The organism is Ancylobacter tetraedralis, assembly GCF_014195655.1.
GTDB lineage: Bacteria > Pseudomonadota > Alphaproteobacteria > Rhizobiales > Xanthobacteraceae > Ancylobacter > Ancylobacter tetraedralis.
Map to the genome: position 1 here is coordinate 198982 of NZ_JACICD010000007.1, position 20990 is coordinate 219971.

Annotated in this window: 22 protein-coding genes and 1 tRNA gene; 13 read left to right on the forward strand and 10 right to left on the reverse strand. The window is 67.9% G+C overall.

Features of this window, described 5'->3' with window-relative positions; all coding sequences use genetic code 11:
• Positions 1 to 343: 343 nt before the first annotated feature.
• Positions 344 to 3247 carry an excinuclease ABC subunit UvrA gene (uvrA, locus tag FHS55_RS17870; protein ID WP_183191138.1) on the reverse strand — a complete coding sequence of 968 codons (2904 nt, stop codon included), beginning with the start codon at positions 3245 to 3247 and terminating at the stop codon, positions 344 to 346.
• Positions 3248 to 3328: 81 nt separating this feature from the next.
• Positions 3329 to 3487, reverse strand: coding sequence for a hypothetical protein (locus FHS55_RS17875; protein ID WP_183191139.1), 159 nt, complete (start codon positions 3485 to 3487; stop codon positions 3329 to 3331).
• Positions 3488 to 3793: 306 nt separating this feature from the next.
• Between FHS55_RS17875 and ssb the strand changes: the two genes are divergently transcribed.
• Complete coding sequence (gene ssb / locus FHS55_RS17880) at positions 3794 to 4372, forward strand: single-stranded DNA-binding protein (RefSeq protein WP_183191215.1); 579 nt, start codon at positions 3794 to 3796, stop codon at positions 4370 to 4372.
• A gap of 266 nt (positions 4373 to 4638) precedes the next feature.
• On the opposite strand, the gene FHS55_RS17885 is transcribed toward ssb, so the two are convergent.
• Positions 4639 to 5265: a MarC family protein gene (locus tag FHS55_RS17885; protein ID WP_183191140.1), complete on the reverse strand. Its 627-nt coding sequence runs from the start codon at positions 5263 to 5265 to the stop codon at positions 4639 to 4641.
• 292 nt (positions 5266 to 5557) lie between these two features.
• Between FHS55_RS17885 and gyrA the strand changes: the two genes are divergently transcribed.
• The 7 genes from gyrA to tgt all read left to right on the forward strand — a co-directional run bounded on the left by gyrA (position 5558) and on the right by tgt (position 13092).
• The gene (gene gyrA, locus FHS55_RS17890) at positions 5558 to 8335 is read left to right on the forward strand and encodes a DNA gyrase subunit A (protein WP_183191141.1); all 2778 of its coding nucleotides are present in this window, start codon (positions 5558 to 5560) and stop codon (positions 8333 to 8335) included.
• Positions 8336 to 8447: 112 nt separating this feature from the next.
• Positions 8448 to 9029, forward strand: coding sequence for an LOG family protein (locus FHS55_RS17895; RefSeq protein ID WP_183191142.1), 582 nt, complete (start codon positions 8448 to 8450; stop codon positions 9027 to 9029).
• 101 nt (positions 9030 to 9130) lie between these two features.
• Positions 9131 to 9640, forward strand: a complete 510-nt coding sequence (gene coaD / locus FHS55_RS17900) for a pantetheine-phosphate adenylyltransferase (RefSeq protein ID WP_183191143.1) — start codon at positions 9131 to 9133, stop codon at positions 9638 to 9640.
• Between the two features lie 41 nt (positions 9641 to 9681).
• Positions 9682 to 10236 (forward strand): peptidylprolyl isomerase, encoded by a 555-nt coding sequence (locus FHS55_RS17905; protein ID WP_183191144.1) that lies wholly within the window; start codon positions 9682 to 9684, stop codon positions 10234 to 10236.
• A gap of 88 nt (positions 10237 to 10324) precedes the next feature.
• Entirely contained in the window at positions 10325 to 10786 is a 462-nt protein-coding gene (locus FHS55_RS17910) for a peptidylprolyl isomerase (protein WP_183191145.1), read from the forward strand.
• A gap of 78 nt (positions 10787 to 10864) precedes the next feature.
• A complete protein-coding gene (queA, locus tag FHS55_RS17915) occupies positions 10865 to 11950 on the forward strand; it encodes a tRNA preQ1(34) S-adenosylmethionine ribosyltransferase-isomerase QueA (RefSeq protein WP_183191146.1) in 1086 nt (361 codons plus the stop codon).
• The gene (gene tgt, locus FHS55_RS17920; RefSeq protein ID WP_183191147.1) at positions 11947 to 13092 is read left to right on the forward strand and encodes a tRNA guanosine(34) transglycosylase Tgt; all 1146 of its coding nucleotides are present in this window, start codon (positions 11947 to 11949) and stop codon (positions 13090 to 13092) included. Before queA ends, tgt begins: the two co-directional genes overlap by 4 nt.
• A gap of 92 nt (positions 13093 to 13184) precedes the next feature.
• Here tgt and wrbA read toward each other — a convergent pair whose 3' ends face one another.
• Entirely contained in the window at positions 13185 to 13784 is a 600-nt protein-coding gene (gene wrbA / locus FHS55_RS17925; protein ID WP_183191148.1) for an NAD(P)H:quinone oxidoreductase, read from the reverse strand.
• 292 nt (positions 13785 to 14076) lie between these two features.
• Here wrbA and FHS55_RS17930 point away from each other — a divergent pair.
• Positions 14077 to 14152: transfer RNA gene (locus FHS55_RS17930), tRNA-Lys, on the forward strand.
• A gap of 196 nt (positions 14153 to 14348) precedes the next feature.
• Here FHS55_RS17930 and FHS55_RS17935 read toward each other — a convergent pair.
• Positions 14349 to 14735, reverse strand: a complete 387-nt coding sequence (locus FHS55_RS17935) for an A1S_2505 family phage non-structural protein (RefSeq protein WP_183191149.1) — start codon at positions 14733 to 14735, stop codon at positions 14349 to 14351.
• Between the two features lie 132 nt (positions 14736 to 14867).
• Between FHS55_RS17935 and FHS55_RS17940 the strand changes: the two genes are divergently transcribed.
• On the forward strand, positions 14868 to 15161 hold the full coding sequence (locus tag FHS55_RS17940; protein ID WP_183191150.1) for a hypothetical protein: 294 nt from the start codon (positions 14868 to 14870) through the stop codon (positions 15159 to 15161).
• 11 nt (positions 15162 to 15172) lie between these two features.
• On the opposite strand, the gene FHS55_RS17945 is transcribed toward FHS55_RS17940, so the two are convergent.
• Entirely contained in the window at positions 15173 to 15823 is a 651-nt protein-coding gene (locus FHS55_RS17945) for an alpha/beta fold hydrolase (RefSeq protein WP_183191151.1), read from the reverse strand.
• Between the two features lie 125 nt (positions 15824 to 15948).
• Between FHS55_RS17945 and FHS55_RS17950 the strand changes: the two genes are divergently transcribed.
• Entirely contained in the window at positions 15949 to 16242 is a 294-nt protein-coding gene (locus FHS55_RS17950) for a DUF2218 domain-containing protein (protein WP_183191152.1), read from the forward strand.
• 9 nt (positions 16243 to 16251) lie between these two features.
• Here the strand turns inward: FHS55_RS17950 and FHS55_RS17955 are convergent, their stop codons facing one another.
• The gene (locus FHS55_RS17955) at positions 16252 to 16518 is read right to left on the reverse strand and encodes a sulfurtransferase TusA family protein (RefSeq protein WP_183191153.1); all 267 of its coding nucleotides are present in this window, start codon (positions 16516 to 16518) and stop codon (positions 16252 to 16254) included.
• Positions 16519 to 16701: 183 nt separating this feature from the next.
• Between FHS55_RS17955 and mobB the strand changes: the two genes are divergently transcribed.
• On the forward strand, positions 16702 to 17238 hold the full coding sequence (gene mobB, locus FHS55_RS17960) for a molybdopterin-guanine dinucleotide biosynthesis protein B (RefSeq protein ID WP_183191154.1): 537 nt from the start codon (positions 16702 to 16704) through the stop codon (positions 17236 to 17238).
• On the opposite strand, the gene mobA is transcribed toward mobB, so the two are convergent.
• The 3 genes from mobA to recG form a co-directional block, all read right to left on the reverse strand.
• Positions 17223 to 17837 carry a molybdenum cofactor guanylyltransferase MobA gene (gene mobA, locus FHS55_RS17965; protein ID WP_183191155.1) on the reverse strand — a complete coding sequence of 205 codons (615 nt, stop codon included), beginning with the start codon at positions 17835 to 17837 and terminating at the stop codon, positions 17223 to 17225. The genes mobB and mobA overlap by 16 nt on opposite strands.
• Positions 17834 to 18175 carry a YbaN family protein gene (locus tag FHS55_RS23560; protein WP_246340244.1) on the reverse strand — a complete coding sequence of 114 codons (342 nt, stop codon included), beginning with the start codon at positions 18173 to 18175 and terminating at the stop codon, positions 17834 to 17836. The genes mobA and FHS55_RS23560 overlap by 4 nt, the downstream gene beginning before the upstream one ends.
• 106 nt (positions 18176 to 18281) lie before the next feature.
• Complete coding sequence (gene recG / locus FHS55_RS17975) at positions 18282 to 20363, reverse strand: ATP-dependent DNA helicase RecG (protein ID WP_183191157.1); 2082 nt, start codon at positions 20361 to 20363, stop codon at positions 18282 to 18284.
• 320 nt (positions 20364 to 20683) lie between these two features.
• On the opposite strand from recG, the gene FHS55_RS17980 reads away from it, so the two are divergent.
• Positions 20684 to 20980 carry an FAD assembly factor SdhE gene (locus tag FHS55_RS17980; protein ID WP_183191158.1) on the forward strand — a complete coding sequence of 99 codons (297 nt, stop codon included), beginning with the start codon at positions 20684 to 20686 and terminating at the stop codon, positions 20978 to 20980.
• Positions 20981 to 20990: the final 10 nt, after the last annotated feature.

Genomic DNA, 20990 nt, shown 5'->3' on the forward strand with positions numbered 1-20990 from the left:
GTAGGAGGCGGTAAAACGAGGCTATCGAGGTGTTTGTCTCGACGCGTGGTTGCACGCCAAGCGACAGCCGCCTCGCTCGAAACGCTCCCGTTGCCGCGCCATCGGCTCGCCGCTCAATGGGACCGCCGGGAAACGGCGGATCGGCAAGCCCGATCCGGTTGCCACCACGGCGACCATCCCCAATTCCCGGGAAATGCGGTTTCCGCCGCCGCGCTCGGACGGTTCGACCGCCCGACTTTCCATTTCGGCAGACATCGTGTCCGCCGCCGTCCCGCGAACCACGAACGCGCTCGCCCCGGCGTAGGGGAGCGCTGAAACTGTGCCTCCCCCGTCCCTGGCCCGGCTATTCCGCCGCGGTGCGCGGCTTCATCGGCCGGCGTGCCAGCACATCGGCGAGGAAGCGGCCGGTATGGCTGCGCTCGGTCGTGGCGATGACCTCCGGTGGTCCGACCGCGACGATCTCGCCGCCGCCGTCGCCGCCCTCGGGGCCGAGGTCGATCACCCAGTCGGCGGTCTTGATGACCTCGAGATTATGCTCGATCACCACCACCGTATTACCCTGCTCGACCAGTTCGTGCAGCACTTCCAGCAGTTTGGCAACATCGGCGAAATGCAGGCCGGTGGTCGGCTCGTCGAGGATGTAGAGCGTGCGCCCGGTGGCACGGCGCGACAGCTCCTTGGAGAGCTTCACGCGCTGCGCCTCGCCGCCCGAGAGCGTGTTGGCCTGCTGGCCGACCTTGATATAGTCGAGCCCGACGCGCGACAGCGTTTCCAGCTTCTCGCGCACCGCCGGCACCGCCTTGAAGAACTCCGCCCCTTCCTCGACCGTCATGTCGAGCACGTCGGCGATGGACTTGTTCTTGAAGGCGACTTCCAGCGTCTCTCGATTATAGCGCTTGCCCTTGCACACGTCGCAGGTGACGTAGACATCCGGCAGGAAGTGCATCTCGATCTTGATGACGCCGTCGCCCTGGCACGCCTCGCAGCGCCCGCCCTTCACGTTGAACGAGAAGCGCCCCGGCCCATAGCCGCGCGCCTTGGCCTCGGGCAGGCCGGCGAACCACTCGCGGATCGGCGTGAAGGCACCGGTATAGGTCGCCGGATTCGAGCGCGGCGTGCGGCCGATCGGCGACTGGTCGATATCGATCACCTTGTCGAGATGTTCCAGCCCCTCCAGCCCGTCATGCGGCGCCGGCGGCTCGGACGCGCCGTTCAGCCGCCGCGCCACCGCCTTGTAGAGCGTGTCGATGAGCAGGGTCGACTTGCCGCCGCCCGAGACGCCGGTGACGGCGGTGAACAGGCCGAGCGGAATCGAGGCCGTGACATTCTTCAGATTGTTGCCGCGCGCATTCACCACCCGCAGCATCCGCTTGGGGTTGGGCTTGCGGCGCTTGGGTACCGGCACGGTGAGTTCACCGGTCAGGTATTTGCCCGTGAGCGAATTCGGGTTGGCGAGGATTTCCTGCGGCGTGCCCTGGGCGACGATACGCCCGCCATGCACGCCCGCGCCGGGGCCTACATCCACGACATAATCGGCGGCGAGAATCGCGTCTTCGTCATGCTCGACCACCACAACCGTGTTGCCGAGGTCGCGCAGCCGCTTGAGCGTGCCGAGCAGGCGCTCATTGTCGCGTTGGTGCAGGCCGATGGAGGGCTCGTCCAGCACGTAGAGAACGCCGGTCAGGCCCGATCCGATCTGCGAGGCGAGGCGGATGCGCTGGCTCTCGCCGCCAGACAGCGTGCCGGAGGCGCGGGCGAGCGTCAGATAATCCAGCCCCACATCGAGCAGGAAGGCGAGGCGCTCGCGAATCTCCTTGAGGATGCGGACGGCGATCTCGTTCTGCTTGTCGGTGAGCCGGGCGGGCAGATCGGTGAACCATGCCAGCGCGTGGCGCACGGAAAGCTGCGCCGACTGGCCGATGTGATGGCCGGCGATCTTCACCGCCAGCGCCTCGGGCTTCAGCCGATAGCCATGGCAGGCGGCGCAGGGCACGGCGGAGAAATACTTGCCGATCTCCTCGCGCGCCCAGTCGCTCTCGGTCTCGCGCCAGCGCCGCTCCAGATTGGTGACGATGCCTTCAAAGGTCTTGGATGTCTCGTAGGCGCGCATGCCGTCGTCATAGACGAAGCGGATCGCCTCCGAACCGGAACCGTGCAGGATCACGTCCTGCGCCTTGGCCGGCAGGTCCGCCCACGGCACGCTCAGCTTGAAGCCGTAATGACGGGCCAGCGCATCGAGCGTCTGGCCGTAATAGGGCGACGAGGACTTGGCCCACGGGGCCAGAGCGCCCTGCTTCAGCGAGCGCGCCTTGTCCGGCACCACGAGGTCCGGGTCAATCTTGCTCTCATGGCCGAGCCCGTCGCAGACCGGGCAGGCGCCGAACGGGTTGTTGAAGGAGAACAGCCGCGGCTCGATCTCGGAAATCGTGAAGCCGGAGACCGGGCAGGCGAACTTCTCCGAGAACAGGATGCGGCGCGCCTCGCCATTCTCTTCCCGCTCGTCGGCGAATTCCAGCACGGCGATGCCGTCGGCGAGCCCGAGCGCGGTCTCCAGCGAATCCGCGAGGCGCCCGGCGATATCGCCCCGCACCACCAGCCGGTCGACCACCACGTCGATGTCGTGCTTGAACTTCTTGTCCAGCGCGGGCGCGTCGGCGATCTCGTGGAACTCGCCGTCGATCTTGACGCGCTGGAAGCCCTTTTTCTGAAACTCGGCAAGTTCCTTGCGATATTCGCCTTTACGACCGCGCACCACGGGCGCCAGCAGGAACAGCCGGGTCTTCTCGGGCAGGGCGAGTGTGCGATCGACCATCTGGCTGACGGTCTGACTCTCGATCGGCAGACCGGTGGCGGGGGAATAGGGCACGCCCACCCGCGCCCAGAGAAGGCGCATGTAATCGTAGATCTCGGTGACGGTGCCGACCGTCGATCGCGGGTTCTTCGAGGTGGTCTTCTGCTCGATGGAAATGGCCGGCGACAGGCCGTCGATCTGGTCGACGTCCGGCTTCTGCATCATCTCCAGGAACTGGCGCGCATAGGCCGAGAGGCTCTCGACATAACGCCGCTGGCCCTCGGCATAGATGGTGTCGAAGGCAAGGGACGACTTGCCGGAACCCGACAGGCCCGTGAACACGACAAGGCTGTCGCGCGGGATCTCGAGGTCGACATTCTTGAGATTATGCTCGCGCGCGCCGCGAATGGTGATCGATCGCGCATCGCGGCGCGGTGAAATCGCGCGTTCCTTCATTCCGAGCTCTTCTTGCCGGTCACTTAAAACGGGCGGCTGGACGCAAACCTATCGCGGGGCGGCCGCCCGTCCCGGCGAAACTCAGAAACCGTGCCACACCACGGCAAGGCCGGCGGCCACGGCAAGCCCTGCGGATACGGCCATGAACGCCCGGCGGATCATCGCCTGGCGCATATCTTCCATACGGATCGCCAAAACACGCGACTGGGCACGGCGACGGTGGCGCGGATTGTTCATCATGGCACGACGCTCTGGTTGCTTCACGAGGTAAACATAGTGCGCGTCCCGCTCTGCGCAATCCGGTGACGGTGTATGTTGCATGGAGTTAATCATAATGTTAGGAACATAACAAGAACGATATGCCTCGTTCGTCGCTAAAGACCCACGGTTCGGGGGAGGCGGCGGTGGGGCGAGGATGCCAAGGTGTGGACAAGGCACGGTCAGGGTGCGCGGGCGTGGCGTGCTGGGCTATAGAATGCGTCCTTTGGTGAAGGTTTGTTTGGGCAGGGCGCGCGCCGCGGCGGGCGCCGGACGTCGGAGGAGATGATGGCGGGCAGCGTCAACAAGGTGATCCTGATCGGCAATCTCGGCCGCGATCCGGAAGTGCGCACGTTCCAGAATGGCGGGCGGGTGTGCAACCTGCGCATCGCCACCTCCGAGACCTGGCGCGACAAGGCCACAAGCGAGCGCAAGGAGCGCACCGAGTGGCACAGCGTGGTGATCTTCAACGAGAACCTGCTACGGGTTGCCGAGCAATATCTGCGCAAGGGCAGCAAGGTCTATATCGAAGGCCAGCTGGAAACCCGCAAGGCGACCGACCAGTCCGGTGGCGAGCGCTATTTCACGGAAGTGGTGCTGCGGCCTTTCCGGGGTGAGCTCACCATTCTCGACAGCCGCGGCAGCGGCGGTGGCGGCGAGGGCGGGGAAGATTTCAGCTCCGGCAGCGGCGATTTCGGTTCCGGCGGCGGCTATTCCGGTGGCGGCGGCGGGGCTGGCGGTGGCGGCTCGGGCGGGCGCTCCTTCGGCGGCGAGCGTCGGCCTGCGCCGGCGAGCGGCGGCGGAAAATTCGGCGGCGGTGGCAGCGGCGGCGGGGGCGGCGACCTCGACGACGAGATCCCGTTCTGACGCGGCTTGGTGTCGATGGGCGTCCCCCGAGATTGGGGGGGGCGCCCAGAACGGCCGCCCGTGGCGGCTGGCGGTGGGCGGCCGATCGCCGCTTGTCGGGCGTTGCCGATGGGGTGAGGGCTGCCGCGCAGGGCACGGGCTGTCCCGCCCGTCGAGTTCTCTCTGCGGCGACGGGCGGTGAGGATCTTCGGCCGGCTCGTTGGTGCCGGCGTCGGCACCGGGTGCAGATCGGTCACTATCTGCCGACCGTGCCCTTCCGCGACCGGTCAGCCGGGGAACGAGGCGCGGATGCCGTCGATGACGAACTGCACGGCAAGCGCCGTCAGCAGCACGCCGAGCAGGCGTGAGAGAATGGCGTTGCCGGTCACGCCCAGCCAGCGGTTCACCCGCTCGGCGGCGAGATAGACGACGAGGCAACTGGCGATCACCAGCACGGTGATGGCAAACAGCGCGGCAAGCCTGGAGGGGTCGTGCCGGGCCTCGCCGGCGAGCAGCAGCATGGCGGTGATCGCGCCCGGCCCCGCCATCAGCGGGATGGCGAGCGGAAACACGGACAGCGTGCGCAGCACCTGCGCGCGCATCTCGCCGTCCGTCGCGTCGAATTTGCGCTCGGTGCGCCGCCCGAAAACCATCTCGAACGAGATGGCGAAGAGCAGCAGGCCGCCCGCGATGCGGAAGGCCGGCAGGGTAATGCCCAGCGCGCCGAGCAGCGGCGCCCCCACCACGCCGAACAGAACCAGGATGGCGAGCGCGATGGCGCAGGAGCGCCAGGCAACCAGCCGCCGCTCCTCGGCCGACAGATCGACCGTCACTCCCAGGAAGAGCGGCGCGAGGCCGATCGGGTCGATCACGACGAGCATGGTCACGGCAGCCGAGAACACGTAGTCGAGCATCGCGCAATCCCCACCCCTCCGCCCATCTGCACATGCCCCGGATCGCGGCGCAAGCGCCCGCTCGGCCTCGCGGCGAGGCGTATCCTGACACCTCATTCGACGCCGCGCGGGCAGCGCCCGGCGGCATCTTGCGCCACGCTTCCGCCACGATCGACCGCGACGGCAGGAAAAAACTTGTAACATATTGAGTTATCGAGTGATTTCGTGACCGCAAAATGTCGTCTATGCTGGCGCGCGGGCGCGGAATCGGCTAGACAGTTGAACCTGTTCGGCAACTGCGGAAAGTGGTTCCTTGTCCGATTCCGATACCATCAAGCCGGAGGGCGGCGGTCCTTCGGACATCCGGCCTGTTTCGATCACCGAGGAGCTCTCGCGCAGCTATCTCGACTATGCGATGAGCGTAATCGTGTCGCGCGCTCTGCCCGATGTGCGCGACGGGCTGAAGCCGGTGCATCGGCGCATCCTCTTCTCGATGCGCGAGAATAATTACACACCGGACCGGCCCTACAACAAATCCGCCCGCGTCACCGGCGACACGATGGGCAAGTACCATCCGCACGGCAACCAGGCCATCTATGACGCGTTGGTGAGGCTTGCGCAGGATTTTTCCATGCGCGTGACGCTGATCGACGGGCAGGGCAATTTCGGCTCGGTCGACGGCGATCCCCCGGCAGCCGAGCGCTATACCGAAGTGCGCCTCGCCAAGCCGGCCATGAACCTGCTCGACGACCTCGACAAGGACACGGTCGACTTTCAGGAGAATTATGACGGTCGCGAGCAGGAGCCGACCGTGCTCCCCGCGCGCTTCCCCAACCTGCTGGTCAATGGCGCCGGCGGTATTGCGGTCGGCATGGCGACCAACATTCCGCCGCACAATCTGGGCGAGGTGGTGGATGCCTGCGTCGCGCTGATCGACGATCCCGAGATCGATATCGAGCGCCTGCTGGACTTCATCCAGGGGCCGGATTTTCCCACCGGCGCACTGATCCTCGGCCGCAGCGGCATCCGGCAGGCCTATCTCACGGGCCGCGGCTCCATCGTCATGCGCTCGCGCGCCACGATCGAGGAACTGCGCAAGGACCGCGACGCCATCATCGTCACCGAGATTCCCTATCAGGTGAACAAGGCGACGATGATCGAGCGCATCGCCGAACTGGTGCGCGAGAAGCGGCTGGAAGGCATCGCCGAGATCCGCGACGAGAGTTCGCGCGAGGGCATGCGGGTGGTGTTCGAGATCAAGCGCGACGCCCAGGCGGACGTCGTGCTGAACAACCTGTACCGCATGAGCGCGCTGCAGACCTCGTTCGGCGCCAACATGGTGGCGCTGAACGGCGGCCGGCCGGCGCTGATGACGCTGCTGGACCTGCTCACCGCCTTCGTCGCCTTCCGCGAGGAGGTTGTTAGTCGGCGCACGAAATTCCTGCTGCGCAAGGCGCGCGACCGGGCGCATGTGTTGGTCGGCCTCGCCATCGCGGTCGCCAATATCGACGAGATCATCCACACCATCCGCACCTCGCCCGATCCGGCCACCGCGCGCGAGGCGCTGATGACGCGGCACTGGCCGGCGATGGACGTCGCCCCGCTCATCGAGTTGATCGACGACCCGCGCCACAAGCTGGCCGAGGACGGCACCTACCGGCTCTCCGCCGAGCAGGCCCGCGCCATTCTCGAACTGCGCCTGCAGCGCCTCACCGCGCTGGGTCGCGACGAGGTGGCGGACGAGCTCGACAAGATCGCGGTGGAGATCCGCGAATATCTCGACATCCTCGCCAGCCGCGAGCGCATCCGCACCATCGTCAAGGACGAACTCCTTGCGGTGAAAGCGGAATTCGGCACGCCCCGTAAGACCGAGATCGTCGAGGCCGAAGGCGATTTCGAGGATGAGGACCTCATCGCCCGCGAGGACATGGTCGTCACCGTGTCGCATGCGGGCTATGTGAAGCGCGTGCCGCTCTCGACCTACCGGGCGCAGCGGCGCGGCGGCAAGGGCCGCTCGGCCATGCAGACGCGCGACGAGGATTTCGTCACCCGTCTGTTCGTCGCCTCCACCCATGCGCCGGTGCTGTTCTTCTCCTCCAAGGGCCAGGTCTACAAGCTCAAGGTGTGGCGCCTGCCCGTCTCGGCGCCGCAGGCGCGCGGCAAGGCGCTCGTGAACATCCTGCCGCTCACCGAAGGCGAGCGCATCACCTCGATCATGGCCCTGCCGGACGAGGAAGCGTGGAGCCGGCTACAGATCCTGTTCGCCACCACGGGCGGCACGGTGCGGCGCAACGAGCTGTCCGACTTCACCAATGTGAATCGCAACGGCAAGATCGCGATGAAGCTGGAGGAAGGCGAGGCGATCGCCGACGTCCAGCTCTGCACCGAGCAGGACGACGTGCTGCTGACCAGCGCGAAGGGCCAGTGCATCCGCTTCCCGGTGACGGAGGTGCGCGTGTTCAAGGGCCGCGATTCCATGGGCGTGCGCGGCATCCAGCTGGAGGAGGGCGACAAGCTCATCTCCATGGCCATCATCCATCACATCGAGGCCAGTTCCGAAGAGCGCGCCGCCTATATCAAGCTGGCCAACGCCCTTCGCCGCGCGCAGAACGGCGTTGACGGCGCGGGCGAGGAAGGCGAGGCGATCATCGAGGCCGATGCCGAGGAGGCGCCGGGCGAGGGAGCTTCGGGCGAGGAGCCGGCGGCGGCTGCCGAGATCGACCAGGCGCGCTACGTGGCCATGGGCGCGGCCGAGCAGTTCATCCTCACCCTGTCCGAGAATGGCTACGGCAAGCGCACCTCGTCCTTCGAGTACCGGACCACGCGCCGCGGCGGCAAGGGCATCGTCGCCATGGCGGTGAACGATCGCAATGGCCCGCTCATCGCGTCCTTCCCGGTGGAGGAGGCGGACCAGATCATGCTGGTCACGGATGGCGGCCAATTGATCCGCTGCCCGGTCAACGGAATCCGCATCGTCGGGCGCGGCAGCCAGGGCGTCATCGTGTTCGACACCGCCGAGGACGAGAAGGTCGTGTCGGTCGAACACGTGACCGAGGAAGAGGGCGAGGAAGGCGAGGCGGCGGAGGGCTGATCCGCCCCTCCCGCCATGCCGTCTCCCCGCCCTGATGGGCATCACGCAGCGGCGCCCCACGGCGCCGTTGCCGTTTCAAAGCCATCCCTGGCACAATTTCGGGAAGCCTGACATGCGTCGCATCTGCGTCTTTCTCGGCTCCAATGCGGGCCGCCGCCCGGCCTATTTCGACGCCGCGACGGCGCTCGGCGGGTTGCTGGCGCGCGAGGGAATCGGCCTCGTCTATGGCGGGGCCTCGGTGGGGTTGATGGGGGCGCTGGCCAACGCGGCGGTGGAAGCCGGCGGCGAGGTCATCGGCATCATTCCCCAGCGGCTGGTCGAGAAGGAGATCGCCCACAAGGGCCTCTCGGACCTGCGCGTGGTCGGCTCCATGCATGAGCGAAAGGCGCTGATGGCCGAGCTGGCGGACGGCTTCGTCGCGCTGCCGGGCGGCATCGGCACGCTGGAGGAACTGTTCGAGGTGTGGACCTGGGCCCAGCTCGGCAGCCACGGCAAGCCCTGCGCCTTGCTCAACATCGACGGCTATTACGACCGCCTGCTGTCCTTCGTCGATCATGTCGTGGACGAGGGTTTCATGCGCGGAGCGCATCGCGACATGCTGCTGGTGGCGCAGACGCCCGAGCAGCTGATCGCCCGCATGCGCGACTATCAGGCACCGAATGTGGTCAAATGGATCGCGCGCGGCGAGCGCTGAGGGCGGCCTCTCCATGTGCGCGAGATTGTCGGGTCTACCGCCCGTCACTTGCGTCCGGCGCCGGAGGCGGCTAACGCTGGCCGCGCAATGAGAGATCGCTCATGAGCGCGACGCGCATCGCCTTCTATCCCGGCTCCTTCGACCCGCCGACCAATGGCCATCTGGACGTCGCCCGCGCTGCCGCGCGCCTGGCGGACCGGCTGGTCATCGGCGTGGGCATCCATCCCGGCAAGACGCCGCTGTTCAGCCCGGACGAGCGGCTGGACATGCTGCGCGAGGTGTTTGCGCCGATCGCCGCGGAAGAGGGCGCCGATCTAGCCTGCGTGGCCTTCGACAATCTGGTGGTGGACGCGGCGCAGGCCCAGGGTGCGCATCTGCTGATCCGCGGCCTGCGCGACGGCACCGATCTCGACTACGAGATGCAGATGGCCGGTATGAACGCGACGCTGAAGCCGAGCGTGCAGACCGTCTTCCTGCCTGCGTCGCCCATGGCCCGCCCCATCACCGCCACTCTGGTCAGGCAGATCGCTGCCATGGGTGGCGACGTTTCCGCCTTCGTGCCGCCCGCCGTCCTCGCCCGGCTCAAGGTGCGCTTCGCGCGCGCCGATTAGCGGCGGGCGCCGCCCGCGACCCGCTCAACGGAGTTTCCCGCATGATCCGCAGCCTTTTCGCCGCTCTGGCCCTGACCTTCGCGCTCGCCCTGCCGGCGGCCGCGCAGGCGCCGAAGCTGCCGCCGAATGTCGATCCGCAGAATGCGATCCTCATGGAGACCACCAAGGGTCCCGTGATCTTCGTGCTGCGTCCCGACATCGCCCCCCAGCACGCCGAGCGTATCAAGACGCTGGCGCGCGAGGGCTTCTATAACAACGTGCCGTTCCATCGCGTGATCGAGGGCTTCATGGCCCAGACCGGCGACGGCCAGTTCGGCAACGGCACCGGTGGCTCGCGCTACCCGAACCTGCCGGCCGAGTTCTCCAAGGTGCCGTTCACGCGCGGCACGGTCGGCATGGCCCGCGCCTCCTCCCCGAACAGCGCCAATTCGCAGTTCTTCATCACCTTCGGCGACGCCTCCTTCCTCAACGGCCAGTACACCGTGATCGGGCAGGTGGTCTCCGGCATGGAGAATGTCGACAAGCTCAAGCGCGGCGAGCCGGTCTCCAACCCGGACAAGATCATCTCGATGAAGGTCGCCGCCGACGTCAAGTGATGGGCGCTCCAAAGCGCCCGGCTTTTCCCTTTACCGACCGGACGGCGCCGCTTCCGCCCTCCGGTTCCGCATTTCCAAGGAGAGACACATGTCCGATACCGCCAATTTCCTGCTGCTTGAGACGACGCAGGGCCCGGTCAAGATCCGCTTCCGTCCGGATTTCGCCCCCAACCACGTGGCCCGCATCGCCGAGCTCGCCACCGAGGGCTTCTACAACAACGTGCCGTTCCACCGCGTGATCGAGGGCTTCATGGCCCAGACCGGCGACGGCCAGTTCGGCAACGGCACCGGCGGCTCGGGCAAGAAGCTCAAGGCCGAGTTCAACAAGGGCCGGCACGTGCGCGGCACCGCCTCGATGGCCCGCGCGCAGAACCCCGATTCCGGCGACAGCCAGTTCTTCATCTGCTTCGGCGATGCCTCGTTCCTCGACGGCCAGTACACCGTGTGGGGCGAAGTGGTCGAAGGCATGGAGAACGTCGACAAGATCAAGCGCGGCGAGCCGGTGTCGAACCCGGACAAGATCGTCACGGCGAGCGTCTCGGCCGCCTGATCGCGCCCATCCGCTGATGCGTCATCCCGGACACGCGCGAGCGTGCTCCGGGATCGCTGTTTCTGGAACTGCCTGATCATGCGCGTCGACCTGTTCGATTTCGAGCTGCCGCCCGAGTGCATCGCGCTGCGCCCCGCCGCGCCGCGCGATGCCGCCCGGCTGCTGGTGGTGCGCCCCGGCGCCGAGCCCGAGCTGACGGACGCGCAGGTGCGCGACCTGCCGGACCTGCTGGCTCCCGGCGACGCGCTTGTGGTGAACGACACCCGCGTCGTCCCCGCGCGGCTCGACGGCATTCGCCGGCGCGCCACTTCGCAGGGCGAGGGCGTGCAGGTGGAGGCGATGCTGCACAAGCGCCTCGGCACCGATCTGTGGCTGGCGCTCGCCCGCCCGGGCAAGCGGCTGGCGGTCGGCGACGTCATCGAGTTTGCACCGCCGCAAGGGGTGCAGCGGCTGGTGGCGAGCGTGGAGGCCAAGGGCGAGGGCGGAGAGGTCCGCCTGCGCTTCGCGCTGGCCGGCGTGGCGCTCGATGCCGCCATCGCCGCTATCGGACATATCCCGCTGCCCCCCTATATCGCGGCCAAACGCCCCGACGATGCGCGCGACCGCGCCGACTACCAGACCATGTTCGCGAGCCAGGAGGGCTCGGTCGCCGCGCCCACCGCCGGCCTGCACTTCACCCCGGAGCTGGTCCGCCGGCTCGAGGAGCGCGGCATTGCCACCCATCGCGTCACCCTGCATGTGGGCGCCGGCACCTTCCTGCCCGTGAAGGCGGACGACACCGGCAACCACCGCATGCATGCCGAATGGGGCGAGGTCTCGCTTGAGACCGCCGACGCGCTGAACGCCGTGAAGGCGCGGGGCGGGCGGGTCGTCACCGTCGGCACCACCGCGACGCGGCTTCTCGAAAGCGCCGCGGCGGAGGATGGCACGCTGGCACCGTGGCGCGGGGAGACCGACATTTTCATCACGCCGGGCTATCGCTTCCGCTTCATCGACGGGATGCTGACCAATTTCCACCTGCCGCGCTCGACGCTGGTGATGCTGGTCGCCGCCTTCATCGGCCATGGGCCGCAGAAGCGCGCCTATGCCCACGCCATCCGCACCGGGTACCGCTTCTATTCCTATGGCGATGCCTGCCTTTTGCTGCCACAAGCCCGCTCATGACCGACCTTGTCCCGACTGAATTCCACTACCGACTGAACGCCACCGATGGCGCGGCCCGCCTCGGTGAGGTCGTGACGCCGCGCGGTATCGTCAACACGCCGGCCTTCATGCCGGTGGGCACCGCCGCCACCGTGAAGGGCATGTATCCCGCGCAGGTGCGCGAGCTCGGCGCCGACATCGTGCTGGGCAACACCTATCACCTGATGCTGCGCCCCAGCGCCGAGCGCATCGCGGAACTGGGCGGGCTGCATGAATTCATGCGCTGGCCGCACCCGATTCTCACCGATTCCGGCGGCTTCCAGATCATGTCGCTGGCGAGCCTGCGCAAGATGAACGAGAAGGGCGTCACCTTCCGCTCGCATATTGACGGCAGCTATCACGAACTCTCCCCCGAGCGTTCGGTCGAGATCCAGGGCCTGCTCGGCTCCGATATCCAGATGCAGCTCGACGAGTGCGTGCGGCTGCCGGCCAGCCGGGAGGAGATCGCCCGCGCGCTGCAGCTGTCGCTGCGCTGGGCCGAGCGCTCGAAGCGCGCTTTCGAGAGCCAGCCGAAGGGCCGCGCGCTGTTCGGCATCGTGCAGGGCGGAGACCTGCCGGCGCTGCGCGAGGAATCCGCTCGCGGGCTCATCGATATAGGCTTTCCCGGCTATTCGATCGGCGGCCTCGCGGTCGGCGAGCCGCAGGAGGTCATGCTGGCCATGATCGAGGCGGTGGCCCCGATCCTGCCGGCCGACAAGCCGCGCTATCTCATGGGCGTGGGCACGCCCGACGACATCATCGAGAGCGTGGCGCGCGGTGTCGACATGTTCGACTGCGTGATGCCGACCCGTGCCGGCCGCCACGCGCAGGCCTTCACCCGCTTCGGCAAGATCAACCTGAAGAATGCGCGCCACGCCAAGGATCCGCGCCCGCTGGACGAGGAAAGCGACTGCCCGGCCGCGCGCGACTATTCCCGCGCCTATCTGCATCACCTCATCCGCTGCGACGAGATGCTGGGCTCGATGCTGCTGACCTGGGTCAACCTCGCCTATTACCAGAGCCTGATGAAGGGCATCCGCGCGTCGATTGCCGAAGGCCGGTTCGAGGCCTTCAAGGCGCAGGTGAAGGAAGGCTGGGCGAGCGGCGACATTCCCGCTCGCTGAGCCGCCCCCCAACGAAAATGGCCGGGCGCGAGGCCCGGCCATCCGTGATGTCATTCAGCCCGAAGGGTTCAGGCCAAAAGGCTTGAGGCCGATCAGCCGTGCAGCTTGCCGGCAATGGTCGCGACATGCTTGCCCTGGAAATGGGCCCCGTCGAGTTCGACCTGCGAGGGCTGGCGCGAGCCGTCGCCATCGGTGATGGTAGAGGCGCCGTAGGGCGAGCCGCCCTTGATGGCATCAAGGCCCATCTGGCCCTGGAAGGCGTAGGGCAGGCCGACCACGACCATGCCGTGATGCAGCAGGGTGGGGATGAAGCCGAGGATGGTGGATTCCTGGCCGCCATGCTGGGTGGCCGAGGAGGTGAACACCGAGCCGACCTTGCCGACCAGCGCGCCGGTGAACCACAGCCCGCCCGTCTGGTCGATGAAGCTGCGCAGCTGCGAGGTCACGGTGCCGAAACGGGTGCCCGAGCCGAAGATGATGGCGTCATAGTTCTTGAGGTCGTCGACCGTGGCGATCGGGGCGGCCTGGTCGAGCTTGAAATGGCTCGCCTTGGCGACCTCCTCCGGCACGGTCTCGGGCACGCGCTTCACGTCGACCGTGGCACCCGCCTCGCGCGCGCCTTCGGCTACTGCGTGGGCCAGCGTTTCGATGTGACCATAGGACGAGTAATAAAGGACGAGAACTTTAGCCATTTTGCAGCTCCTGGATCGGGTCGCGGGGATCGGGTTAGGGGATCTTGACCGTGGCCCCGCCGAATTCGATGGGCGGAAGCTAGTCCCGCCGCGGGCACACCGGAAGCGGTATGTCCGACAGGACATCCTTGCGATAATGCAATTGCGAAAAGTTCGGGCAGACGCGCCGTGCCCCCGGCCCGCCGCCGCCCGTCGGCCGGCGTGGCCTCGTGTTCGCCTGTGCGTTGCGACAAAGCCGCGCCTCGCCCGGCTTGCCATCCGCCGGGGAAACCCTTAAGCCCCCTGTGCGTGGGAGCCCGTAGCTCAGCCGGTAGAGCACGTGACTTTTAATCATGGGGTCTCGGGTTCGAATCCCGACGGGCTCACCACGACTTGAAGCCTTGATGCTAAAGCGCTTTAAGCCTGCCGGCGAACCAGCGGAAATCAGAACAAGCTAGGAACATGCGACCCTTGCGAGGCGCGCGCACGGCCGCACGTGCGACTTTTGTTCTCAAACCGCATGATTCTTCGGAATCCAGATGTCCCGCGCCGCGTCCAGAAGCTCCGCCAGCAGGCGCGGGCCACCTATGTCTGTGCCGGATCGGCAGCGGGGGACGGGGCGAGGATGGTGCGGAATTCCTCGGGCAGGACAATGTTGGCCGGCGCGTCGCGGAACAGCGGCGCGATCTCGGCCGGTGTATAGCCGCCGGGTGCGCAGCCGATCGGCGTCAGTTCGAAGGTGAGGTCGGGCCGCGCCGCGACGAAGGTGAGGAAGCGGCGCACATACTTGCGGATCTCCTTCAGCGGCAGGCGCTGAATGTCCCAATCCATGACCGGAATGGCGAAGCTGGTGCCGGTGAGGCCGAAGGCCGCGCCCCATTCGGCATCGCGATTCTCATAGGCCCAGCGCGCCGCGCCGCTGGCATGAATGCCCGAGAGATTCGACCCGAATACAAAAACCGGCCGCGCCATCGTCTGCCTCCGTTCGTCTCGTTGGGCCTCGTGGCGGGCCCCGGGTTCAAGGGCTGGTCATTGGCGGGGCAAGGCCAGCGGGAAACTTTTCAGGCCGCCGCGACGTTAGAGTAACCATCGGTGGAGGGGGCCATGAATGCCAGGATTGTGGCTGGGCTGTGGGCGGGCGCGATGGTGATGGCGCTGGCATCCGGCACGGGGCTCGCCCAGAATGCGGGCGGCTCCACCGGGGGAAGTGGCTCCACCCCCTATCTCTCGGCCGGCACGTCCACCGCAACCTCCCGTCCCGCGCCCCGCACCGGCGTTCGAAAGCCGCCCCCCGGCCCGGCGCCGCAAGGTTCGGCGGCGCAGGTCACGTTACCCGACTGCTTCCCGCCCAGTTGCGGCACGCCGCTGATCATGGGGCCCGCACGCGCCAGGCGCTGATCCGTGTCCGCTCAGTGCCGCGTCATCGAATCCAGCGTCGTGATGACGAACTGGTGGAACCTGTCCATCGTGTCGATGCTGGTGTGGCTGATGTCCGGCACCTCGGAGAGATCGAAATTCTCCAGCTGGCCGCCATAGCCCGGCACCGCCTGAACGGGGCGGCCGAAGCCGTCCTTCGCCCAGAAGTTGATGAACACCGCGACATTGTCCGGCACCGGCCCCGGTTCTGTGGCATCGAAGGTCACGCCGAGCACGATGGGCACGCCGCGCGCCGACACGGCGGTCGCCACCTCGATGACCGCATTTGCGCCGAGCGAGTGGCCGATGAGGACCACCGGGCCGGTGTGCCCGCCCGACGCCCGCGCGGTGACCTGCTGGATCACCGTCTCGGCGTCGTCCCAGTTTTGGATTTCCGCGGTATAGCCGCGCGCGACGAGTTCCTGCGCGAGCTTGTCCAGGCCGAGCGAGAACACGCCGAACAGACCGCGCAGGAGATAGACATGGGTATCGGCGCGGGTCGGCAGCGGCGCGTTGCCCTTCGCGGTGGGCGGGGCACTGGCCCAGGGCGGGCGCGTCAGGCTCTGCTGGGCCTCGACCGGAGAGGCGAGGCCGGCGGCGGCGATCAGCAGGGCGAGGGCAAAGGCACGGCGTGAGAGTTTCATTCCGCTCCCCGAGGCGCGATACAAGGTGGCCACCATGAGCCCTGCGCACGGGATTTTGTCCACCATCCCCCGCGCGCCGGGCTACCTTCCCGCACGCCCCCCGGGGGTTGTTTCGAGGAATTGCTATGCCCGTCACACAGGCCGAAGTGCCCACTCTTCATGGCAGCCGCTACCTGCAGCAATTGTGCAAGCACTGGGCGCACAAGCTGGAGGTCGCGTTCACGCCCGAGCAGGGGCAGGTGACGCTGCCGGAGGGCGCGCGGGTGCATATGCGGGCCCTGCCCGGTGCGCTGGACCTGCGCATCGAGGCGCCGGATGCGCCGGTGCTGGAGCGGATGAAGGATGTCGTCGCCCGCCATCTCGACCGCTTCGCCTTCCGCGAAGCGCCGCTGCCGTTCGACTGGCGCGACGGCGCGTGAACCGCCCGCCTACGGGCCGGCCTTGCGGATATGGAACACCAGCGGCAGCGTCGCGGTTTCCTGCGCTTCGAGCACATGGCCGGTCTGGTGCACCAGATGGGGAATGTCGATCACCGCCATCGGGTCGGTGCATTCGACACGAAGACGCGTTCCGGGCGTGGCGCGTTCCAGCGCCCGGCCTGTGTGCAGCGCGGGCAGGGGGCATTTGAGCCCCCGCAGGTCCAGCCGGACGATGTCGCCGGGCAGGGTCGGCCGTTCCCCGCTGCTCTCGTTCATTTCGCTCCCCGTTTCTCGCTGCGGGCCGACACCGATGTCGGGCATGTCCGCGCGTTCGGCAACTGCAAAGAAGGCGCGCGGTGTTGAGGCTTCATCGACCGTGCCGATGGCGTCATGGCGATGCCCGCCTTGACTTGCCGCCCCCGCCGCACGAACTGGCGGGGAAGACACGGGGAGAATGACATGCGGCTGATCGGCTTTGCGGGCTGGAGTGGCGCCGGCAAGACCACGCTGCTGGCGCGGCTGATTCCGGTGCTGGTGGCGCGGGGGCTCACCGTCTCCACCATCAAGCACGCGCATCACAATTTCGATGTCGATACGCCGGGCAAGGATTCCCACACCCACCGCGTCGTCGGCGCCCGCGAGGTGCTGGTCGCGTCCGCCAATCGCTGGGCGCTGATGCACGAACTGCGCGGCGCGCCGGAGCCGGAACTGCCGGAACTGCTCGGCCATCTCGCCCCGGTCGATCTCGTGCTGGTGGAAGGCTTCAAGCGCGACCATCATCCCAAGATCGAGATCCATCGCGCCGAGGTCGGCAAGCCGTTCATCCACCCCGACGACCCTCATATCGTGGCGATCGCCTCGGACAGCCCGCTGCCGCAGGTGACGCTGCCCGTGATCGACCTGAACGATGCGCAGGCGGTGGCCGATGCGGTCGAGCGTCAGGCGGTGAGGCTCGACCGCATCGAATGGCGCGTCGCCGATCACGCGGCGGGATAAGCCTGCAGGATCTGCTCGGCTGCCGCGAAATCCTCCGGCGTGTTGAGGTTGATAAACGGATCATAGGGCACGACCGGCCAGTCGACGGCCACGGCCTCGGCGCGCGCCAGCCACGCATCCACCCGGCGCAGGCCCTCCGCGACCAGAAGCTGCCGCAAGGCCCCACGCGCCGCGATATTCCATAGCCCGATCACGCCGTGCGCCCGCCCTCCGGACGCCGCGCAGGCCATGCCGTTCTCGCCTGCCGCCGCCGCCAACTGCGCCACGAGGTCGACGGGGAGAAACGGGCAGTCGGCCGGCACGGTGAGCAGGTGCCGGGCCTGCGGCATGTGTGCGGCCACATGGTCGAGCCCGGCGAGGATTCCGGCCAGCGGGCCGGGCGTGTCCGGCAGGCCGTCCGGCACGAGCGGCAGGTCGAGGCCGAAGCGCGCCGCCGGGCCGTTGGCGTTGAGCAGCAGCGCATCCACCTGCGGGCCGATGCGGTGCTGGATGCGGGCGAGCACCGTGGCGCCGCCGAGCGGGCGCAGCGTCTTGTCGCCGCCGCCCATGCGCCGCGACAGGCCCCCGGCGAGGATGAGGCCGACCGGCTTCGCCGTCACCGGGTCGGCCGCGTGAGCAGATAGGCGGACACCGCAAGGAAAGTGGCGCCGATCATGCCGAGCACCGGCGTCGACAGGCCGATGAGCACCAGCACGCCGAAGCTCGCCGCCATGCTGCCCGTGGCCACGAACTGCGCCCAGCGCGGCACCGCGCCGTTTTGCCGCCAGGCGACGACGGAGGGGCCGAGGCGCGGATGGGTGAGCAGCCAGTTCTCGAAACGCGGGGAAGAGCGCGAGAACAGCCAGGCGGCGACGATCAGGAACACGGTGCCCGGCAGGCCCGGCAGGATGATGCCGAGAATGCCGAGGCCGACGCACACCCAGCCGAGCGCAAACATCGCCCAACGCACAGGTGACCTAACGGAATATTCGGCCGACCGCCGGTCGTCTTGTGGGTCCATCTGAGCCGTGGGGGAAAGTCCTTCCATCGTTGTCACGCCATCATCATCCGGCACTCAGGAGCTTCACGGCAACATCACGCTCGAAGATGTGTAGCAAAACCCGAAGCGCGGCTCCACGCTCCCCGACAAGATCGGAATCGTTCCGAACGACGTCTGCTGCTTCCTCGCGGGCGCGGGTGAGAAGATCGCCATGGACATCGAGCCGGGCGAGGCGGAAGCCGGGGAAGCCGCTCTGCCGGGTGCCCAGCACGTCGCCCTCGCCGCGCAGCCTCAGATCCTCCTCGGCGAGGAAGAAGCCGTCCTCGGACTGGCGCAGAGCCTCCAGCCGCTGGCGGGCGATCTCGCCGAGCGGGCGGCGGTAGAGCAGCAGGCACGTCGAGGCGGCATCGCCCCGGCCGACACGCCCCCGCAGCTGGTGCAGCTGCGCGAGGCCGAAGCGCTCGGCATGCTCGATGACGATGATGCTGGCCTCCGGCACGTCGACGCCGACCTCGACCACCGTGGTCGCCACCAATAGCTGCGTCTGGCCGGCCGCGAAGGCGGCCATGGCGGCATCCTTCCCGGCGCCCTTCATCTTGCCGTGCACGAGGCCGACCTTGTCGCCGAAATGCATCGCCAGCTCGGCAAAGCGCGCCTCGGCGGCGGCGAGGTCGGAGGTCTCGGATTCTTCCACGAGCGGGCAGATCCAGTAGGCGCGGCGTCCCTCGGCCAGCGCCACGCCGAGCCGGGCCACCACGTCGTCGATCCGGTCGGAAGGAATGGCGCGGGTGTCGATCGGCTTGCGCCCCGCTGGCTTCTCGCGCAGCTCGCTGGAATCCATGTCACCGAAATAGGTGAGTACCAGCGTGCGCGGGATCGGCGTCGCCGTCATCACCAGCACGTCGACCGCCTCGCCCTTGGAGGCCAGCGCCAGCCGCTGGTGCACACCGAAACGGTGCTGTTCGTCGACGATGGCGAGCGCGAGATCGTCAAAGCGCACCCCCTCCTGGAACAGCGCATGCGTGCCGATGACGAGATCGACCTCGCCCGCAGCCAGCGCGGCGAGAAGGGCGTCACGGGCGCGCCCCTTCTCCCGCCCGGTGAGCAGCGCGACCGTGAGCCCGGCGGCCTGCGCGAGGGGGGCGATGGTCTTCATGTGCTGGCGGGCGAGGATTTCCGTCGGCGCCATCAGGGCCGCCTGCCGGCCGGCCTCGATCACCGTGCCCGCGGCAAGCAGCGCCACCACGGTCTTGCCGGAGCCGACATCGCCCTGCAGCAGGCGGAGCATGCGGTCATTCGAGGCGAGATCGGCGCGGATCGCCGCCAGCGCCTCGTTCTGCGAGCCGGTGAGCGAGAAGGGCAGGGCGGCGAGGATCGCGCGCGTCAGCCGGCCATCGCCGAGGCTGGGGCGGCCGACCTGCCGTGTGGTGCGCGCCCGCACCAGCGCCAGCGCCAATTGCCCGGCCAGCAGTTCGTCATAGGCGAGGCGGCGCCAGGCCGGGCCCTCGGGCGCGGCGTCCTGCGAATCGTGCGGCTGGTGCACCTTGGCGAGGGCGGCATGGAAGCCATAAGTCGGCTCGCCGCCCTGCCATTCCGGCAGGTCGCCGGTGTGGGCCAGCGCCGCCTCGACCGCGCGGCGCACATGGCCGTGGCCGAGCCCCTCCACCAGCGGGTAGACCGGCTCGATCGGCGGCAGCTTGGCCAGCCCGGCGGCATCCACCACCCGGTCGGGATGGGTCATCTGCAGCATGCCGTCATAAAGCGTGACGGTGCCCGATATCCAGCGCGTCTCGCCGACGGGGAGCAGGCGCTCCATCCAGCTGCGATCGGCCTTGAAGAAGGCCAGCACGATGTCGCCGGTCGCGTCATGGGCATAGACGCGATAGGGCGCGCGCGAGCCGGGCGGGGTCGGCGCGTGGCGGTCGACATGGATTTCCAGCGTCACCACCGTATCGGGCACCACCTCGGCAAGCGTGGGGCGGGCCCGCCGGTCGATGGTGGAGGCCGGCAGATGCAGGAGCAGGTCGAGCACCCGCGCGCCGTCCTCCCGCCCGAGCAGGCGGTTGAACGACTTGGCGAGCTTCGGGCCGATGCCCGGCAGGCCCGTGATCGGGGCGAAATAGGAATTGAGAATGTCCGGCCGCATGATCGGGGAAGGTGGACGAAGGCGGCGCCCTCTGCAATGCGGCGATGACGCTCGGCAGGGGATGTCGTCGGCTGAAGACTCGTGCGCGGGATGGCGGATCGGCGCTGCACCACGGGCAGCATGTCCGGGAAGCGGAGGACCTCGTTTCCCGGACCCTCGACGCGAGAGGCAAAGCGCTCCTCCGGGATCCGGGGGAAGCTCTTTTGCATTGCCACGATCAGATGAACGCACGCCATCGCCCAATGCCTACCTGACAGAGCGGGCGGGGCGCGCTAAACACTCGCTCTTTCCCGGCCTTGAGGCACGAGCAGCGAGCACAGATGACCGGAACCACCCTTTCCAGCGCGGGGCTGGATCCCCGCCGCCGCCGCATCCTGTTTCGCGCCTGGCATCGCGGCACGCGCGAGATGGATCTGCTGATGGGGCGTTTCGCCGACGCGCACCTGCCCACGCTCAGCGAGCCGGACGTCGCCGACTTCGAATTGCTGATCGAGGTGGAGGACCCGGACCTGTTCGGCTGGCTCGGCAGCGGCACGCCGGAGCCCGGTTTCGACACACCCGTTTTCCACCGCTTCCGGCAGTTCCACCTGTCGGGTGAGGGCGTTCCCGAGATATGAAGACCCCGCA

What these genes read in the sequence shown, in the direction of transcription:
- FHS55_RS23560 (WP_246340244.1), bottom strand. Translation starts at nt 18,175, where the DNA reads ATGTTTGCGCTCGGCTGGGTGTGCGTCGGCCTCGGCATTCTCGGCATC.
- FHS55_RS17875 (WP_183191139.1), bottom strand. Translation starts at nt 3,487, where the DNA reads ATGATGAACAATCCGCGCCACCGTCGCCGTGCCCAGTCGCGTGTTTTG.
- ssb (WP_183191215.1), top strand. Translation starts at nt 3,794, where the DNA reads ATGGCGGGCAGCGTCAACAAGGTGATCCTGATCGGCAATCTCGGCCGC.
- wrbA (WP_183191148.1), bottom strand. Translation starts at nt 13,784, where the DNA reads ATGGCTAAAGTTCTCGTCCTTTATTACTCGTCCTATGGTCACATCGAA.
- FHS55_RS17945 (WP_183191151.1), bottom strand. Translation starts at nt 15,823, where the DNA reads ATGAAACTCTCACGCCGTGCCTTTGCCCTCGCCCTGCTGATCGCCGCC.
- FHS55_RS17885 (WP_183191140.1), bottom strand. Translation starts at nt 5,265, where the DNA reads ATGCTCGACTACGTGTTCTCGGCTGCCGTGACCATGCTCGTCGTGATC.
- queA (WP_183191146.1), top strand. Translation starts at nt 10,865, where the DNA reads ATGCGCGTCGACCTGTTCGATTTCGAGCTGCCGCCCGAGTGCATCGCG.
- coaD (WP_183191143.1), top strand. Translation starts at nt 9,131, where the DNA reads ATGAGCGCGACGCGCATCGCCTTCTATCCCGGCTCCTTCGACCCGCCG.
- FHS55_RS17910 (WP_183191145.1), top strand. Translation starts at nt 10,325, where the DNA reads ATGTCCGATACCGCCAATTTCCTGCTGCTTGAGACGACGCAGGGCCCG.
- FHS55_RS17935 (WP_183191149.1), bottom strand. Translation starts at nt 14,735, where the DNA reads ATGGCGCGGCCGGTTTTTGTATTCGGGTCGAATCTCTCGGGCATTCAT.
- recG (WP_183191157.1), bottom strand. Translation starts at nt 20,363, where the DNA reads ATGCGGCCGGACATTCTCAATTCCTATTTCGCCCCGATCACGGGCCTG.
- FHS55_RS17980 (WP_183191158.1), top strand. Translation starts at nt 20,684, where the DNA reads ATGACCGGAACCACCCTTTCCAGCGCGGGGCTGGATCCCCGCCGCCGC.
- mobB (WP_183191154.1), top strand. Translation starts at nt 16,702, where the DNA reads ATGCGGCTGATCGGCTTTGCGGGCTGGAGTGGCGCCGGCAAGACCACG.
- FHS55_RS17895 (WP_183191142.1), top strand. Translation starts at nt 8,448, where the DNA reads ATGCGTCGCATCTGCGTCTTTCTCGGCTCCAATGCGGGCCGCCGCCCG.
- FHS55_RS17940 (WP_183191150.1), top strand. Translation starts at nt 14,868, where the DNA reads ATGAATGCCAGGATTGTGGCTGGGCTGTGGGCGGGCGCGATGGTGATG.
- FHS55_RS17905 (WP_183191144.1), top strand. Translation starts at nt 9,682, where the DNA reads ATGATCCGCAGCCTTTTCGCCGCTCTGGCCCTGACCTTCGCGCTCGCC.
- FHS55_RS17950 (WP_183191152.1), top strand. Translation starts at nt 15,949, where the DNA reads ATGCCCGTCACACAGGCCGAAGTGCCCACTCTTCATGGCAGCCGCTAC.
- FHS55_RS17955 (WP_183191153.1), bottom strand. Translation starts at nt 16,518, where the DNA reads ATGAACGAGAGCAGCGGGGAACGGCCGACCCTGCCCGGCGACATCGTC.
- uvrA (WP_183191138.1), bottom strand. Translation starts at nt 3,247, where the DNA reads ATGAAGGAACGCGCGATTTCACCGCGCCGCGATGCGCGATCGATCACC.
- tgt (WP_183191147.1), top strand. Translation starts at nt 11,947, where the DNA reads ATGACCGACCTTGTCCCGACTGAATTCCACTACCGACTGAACGCCACC.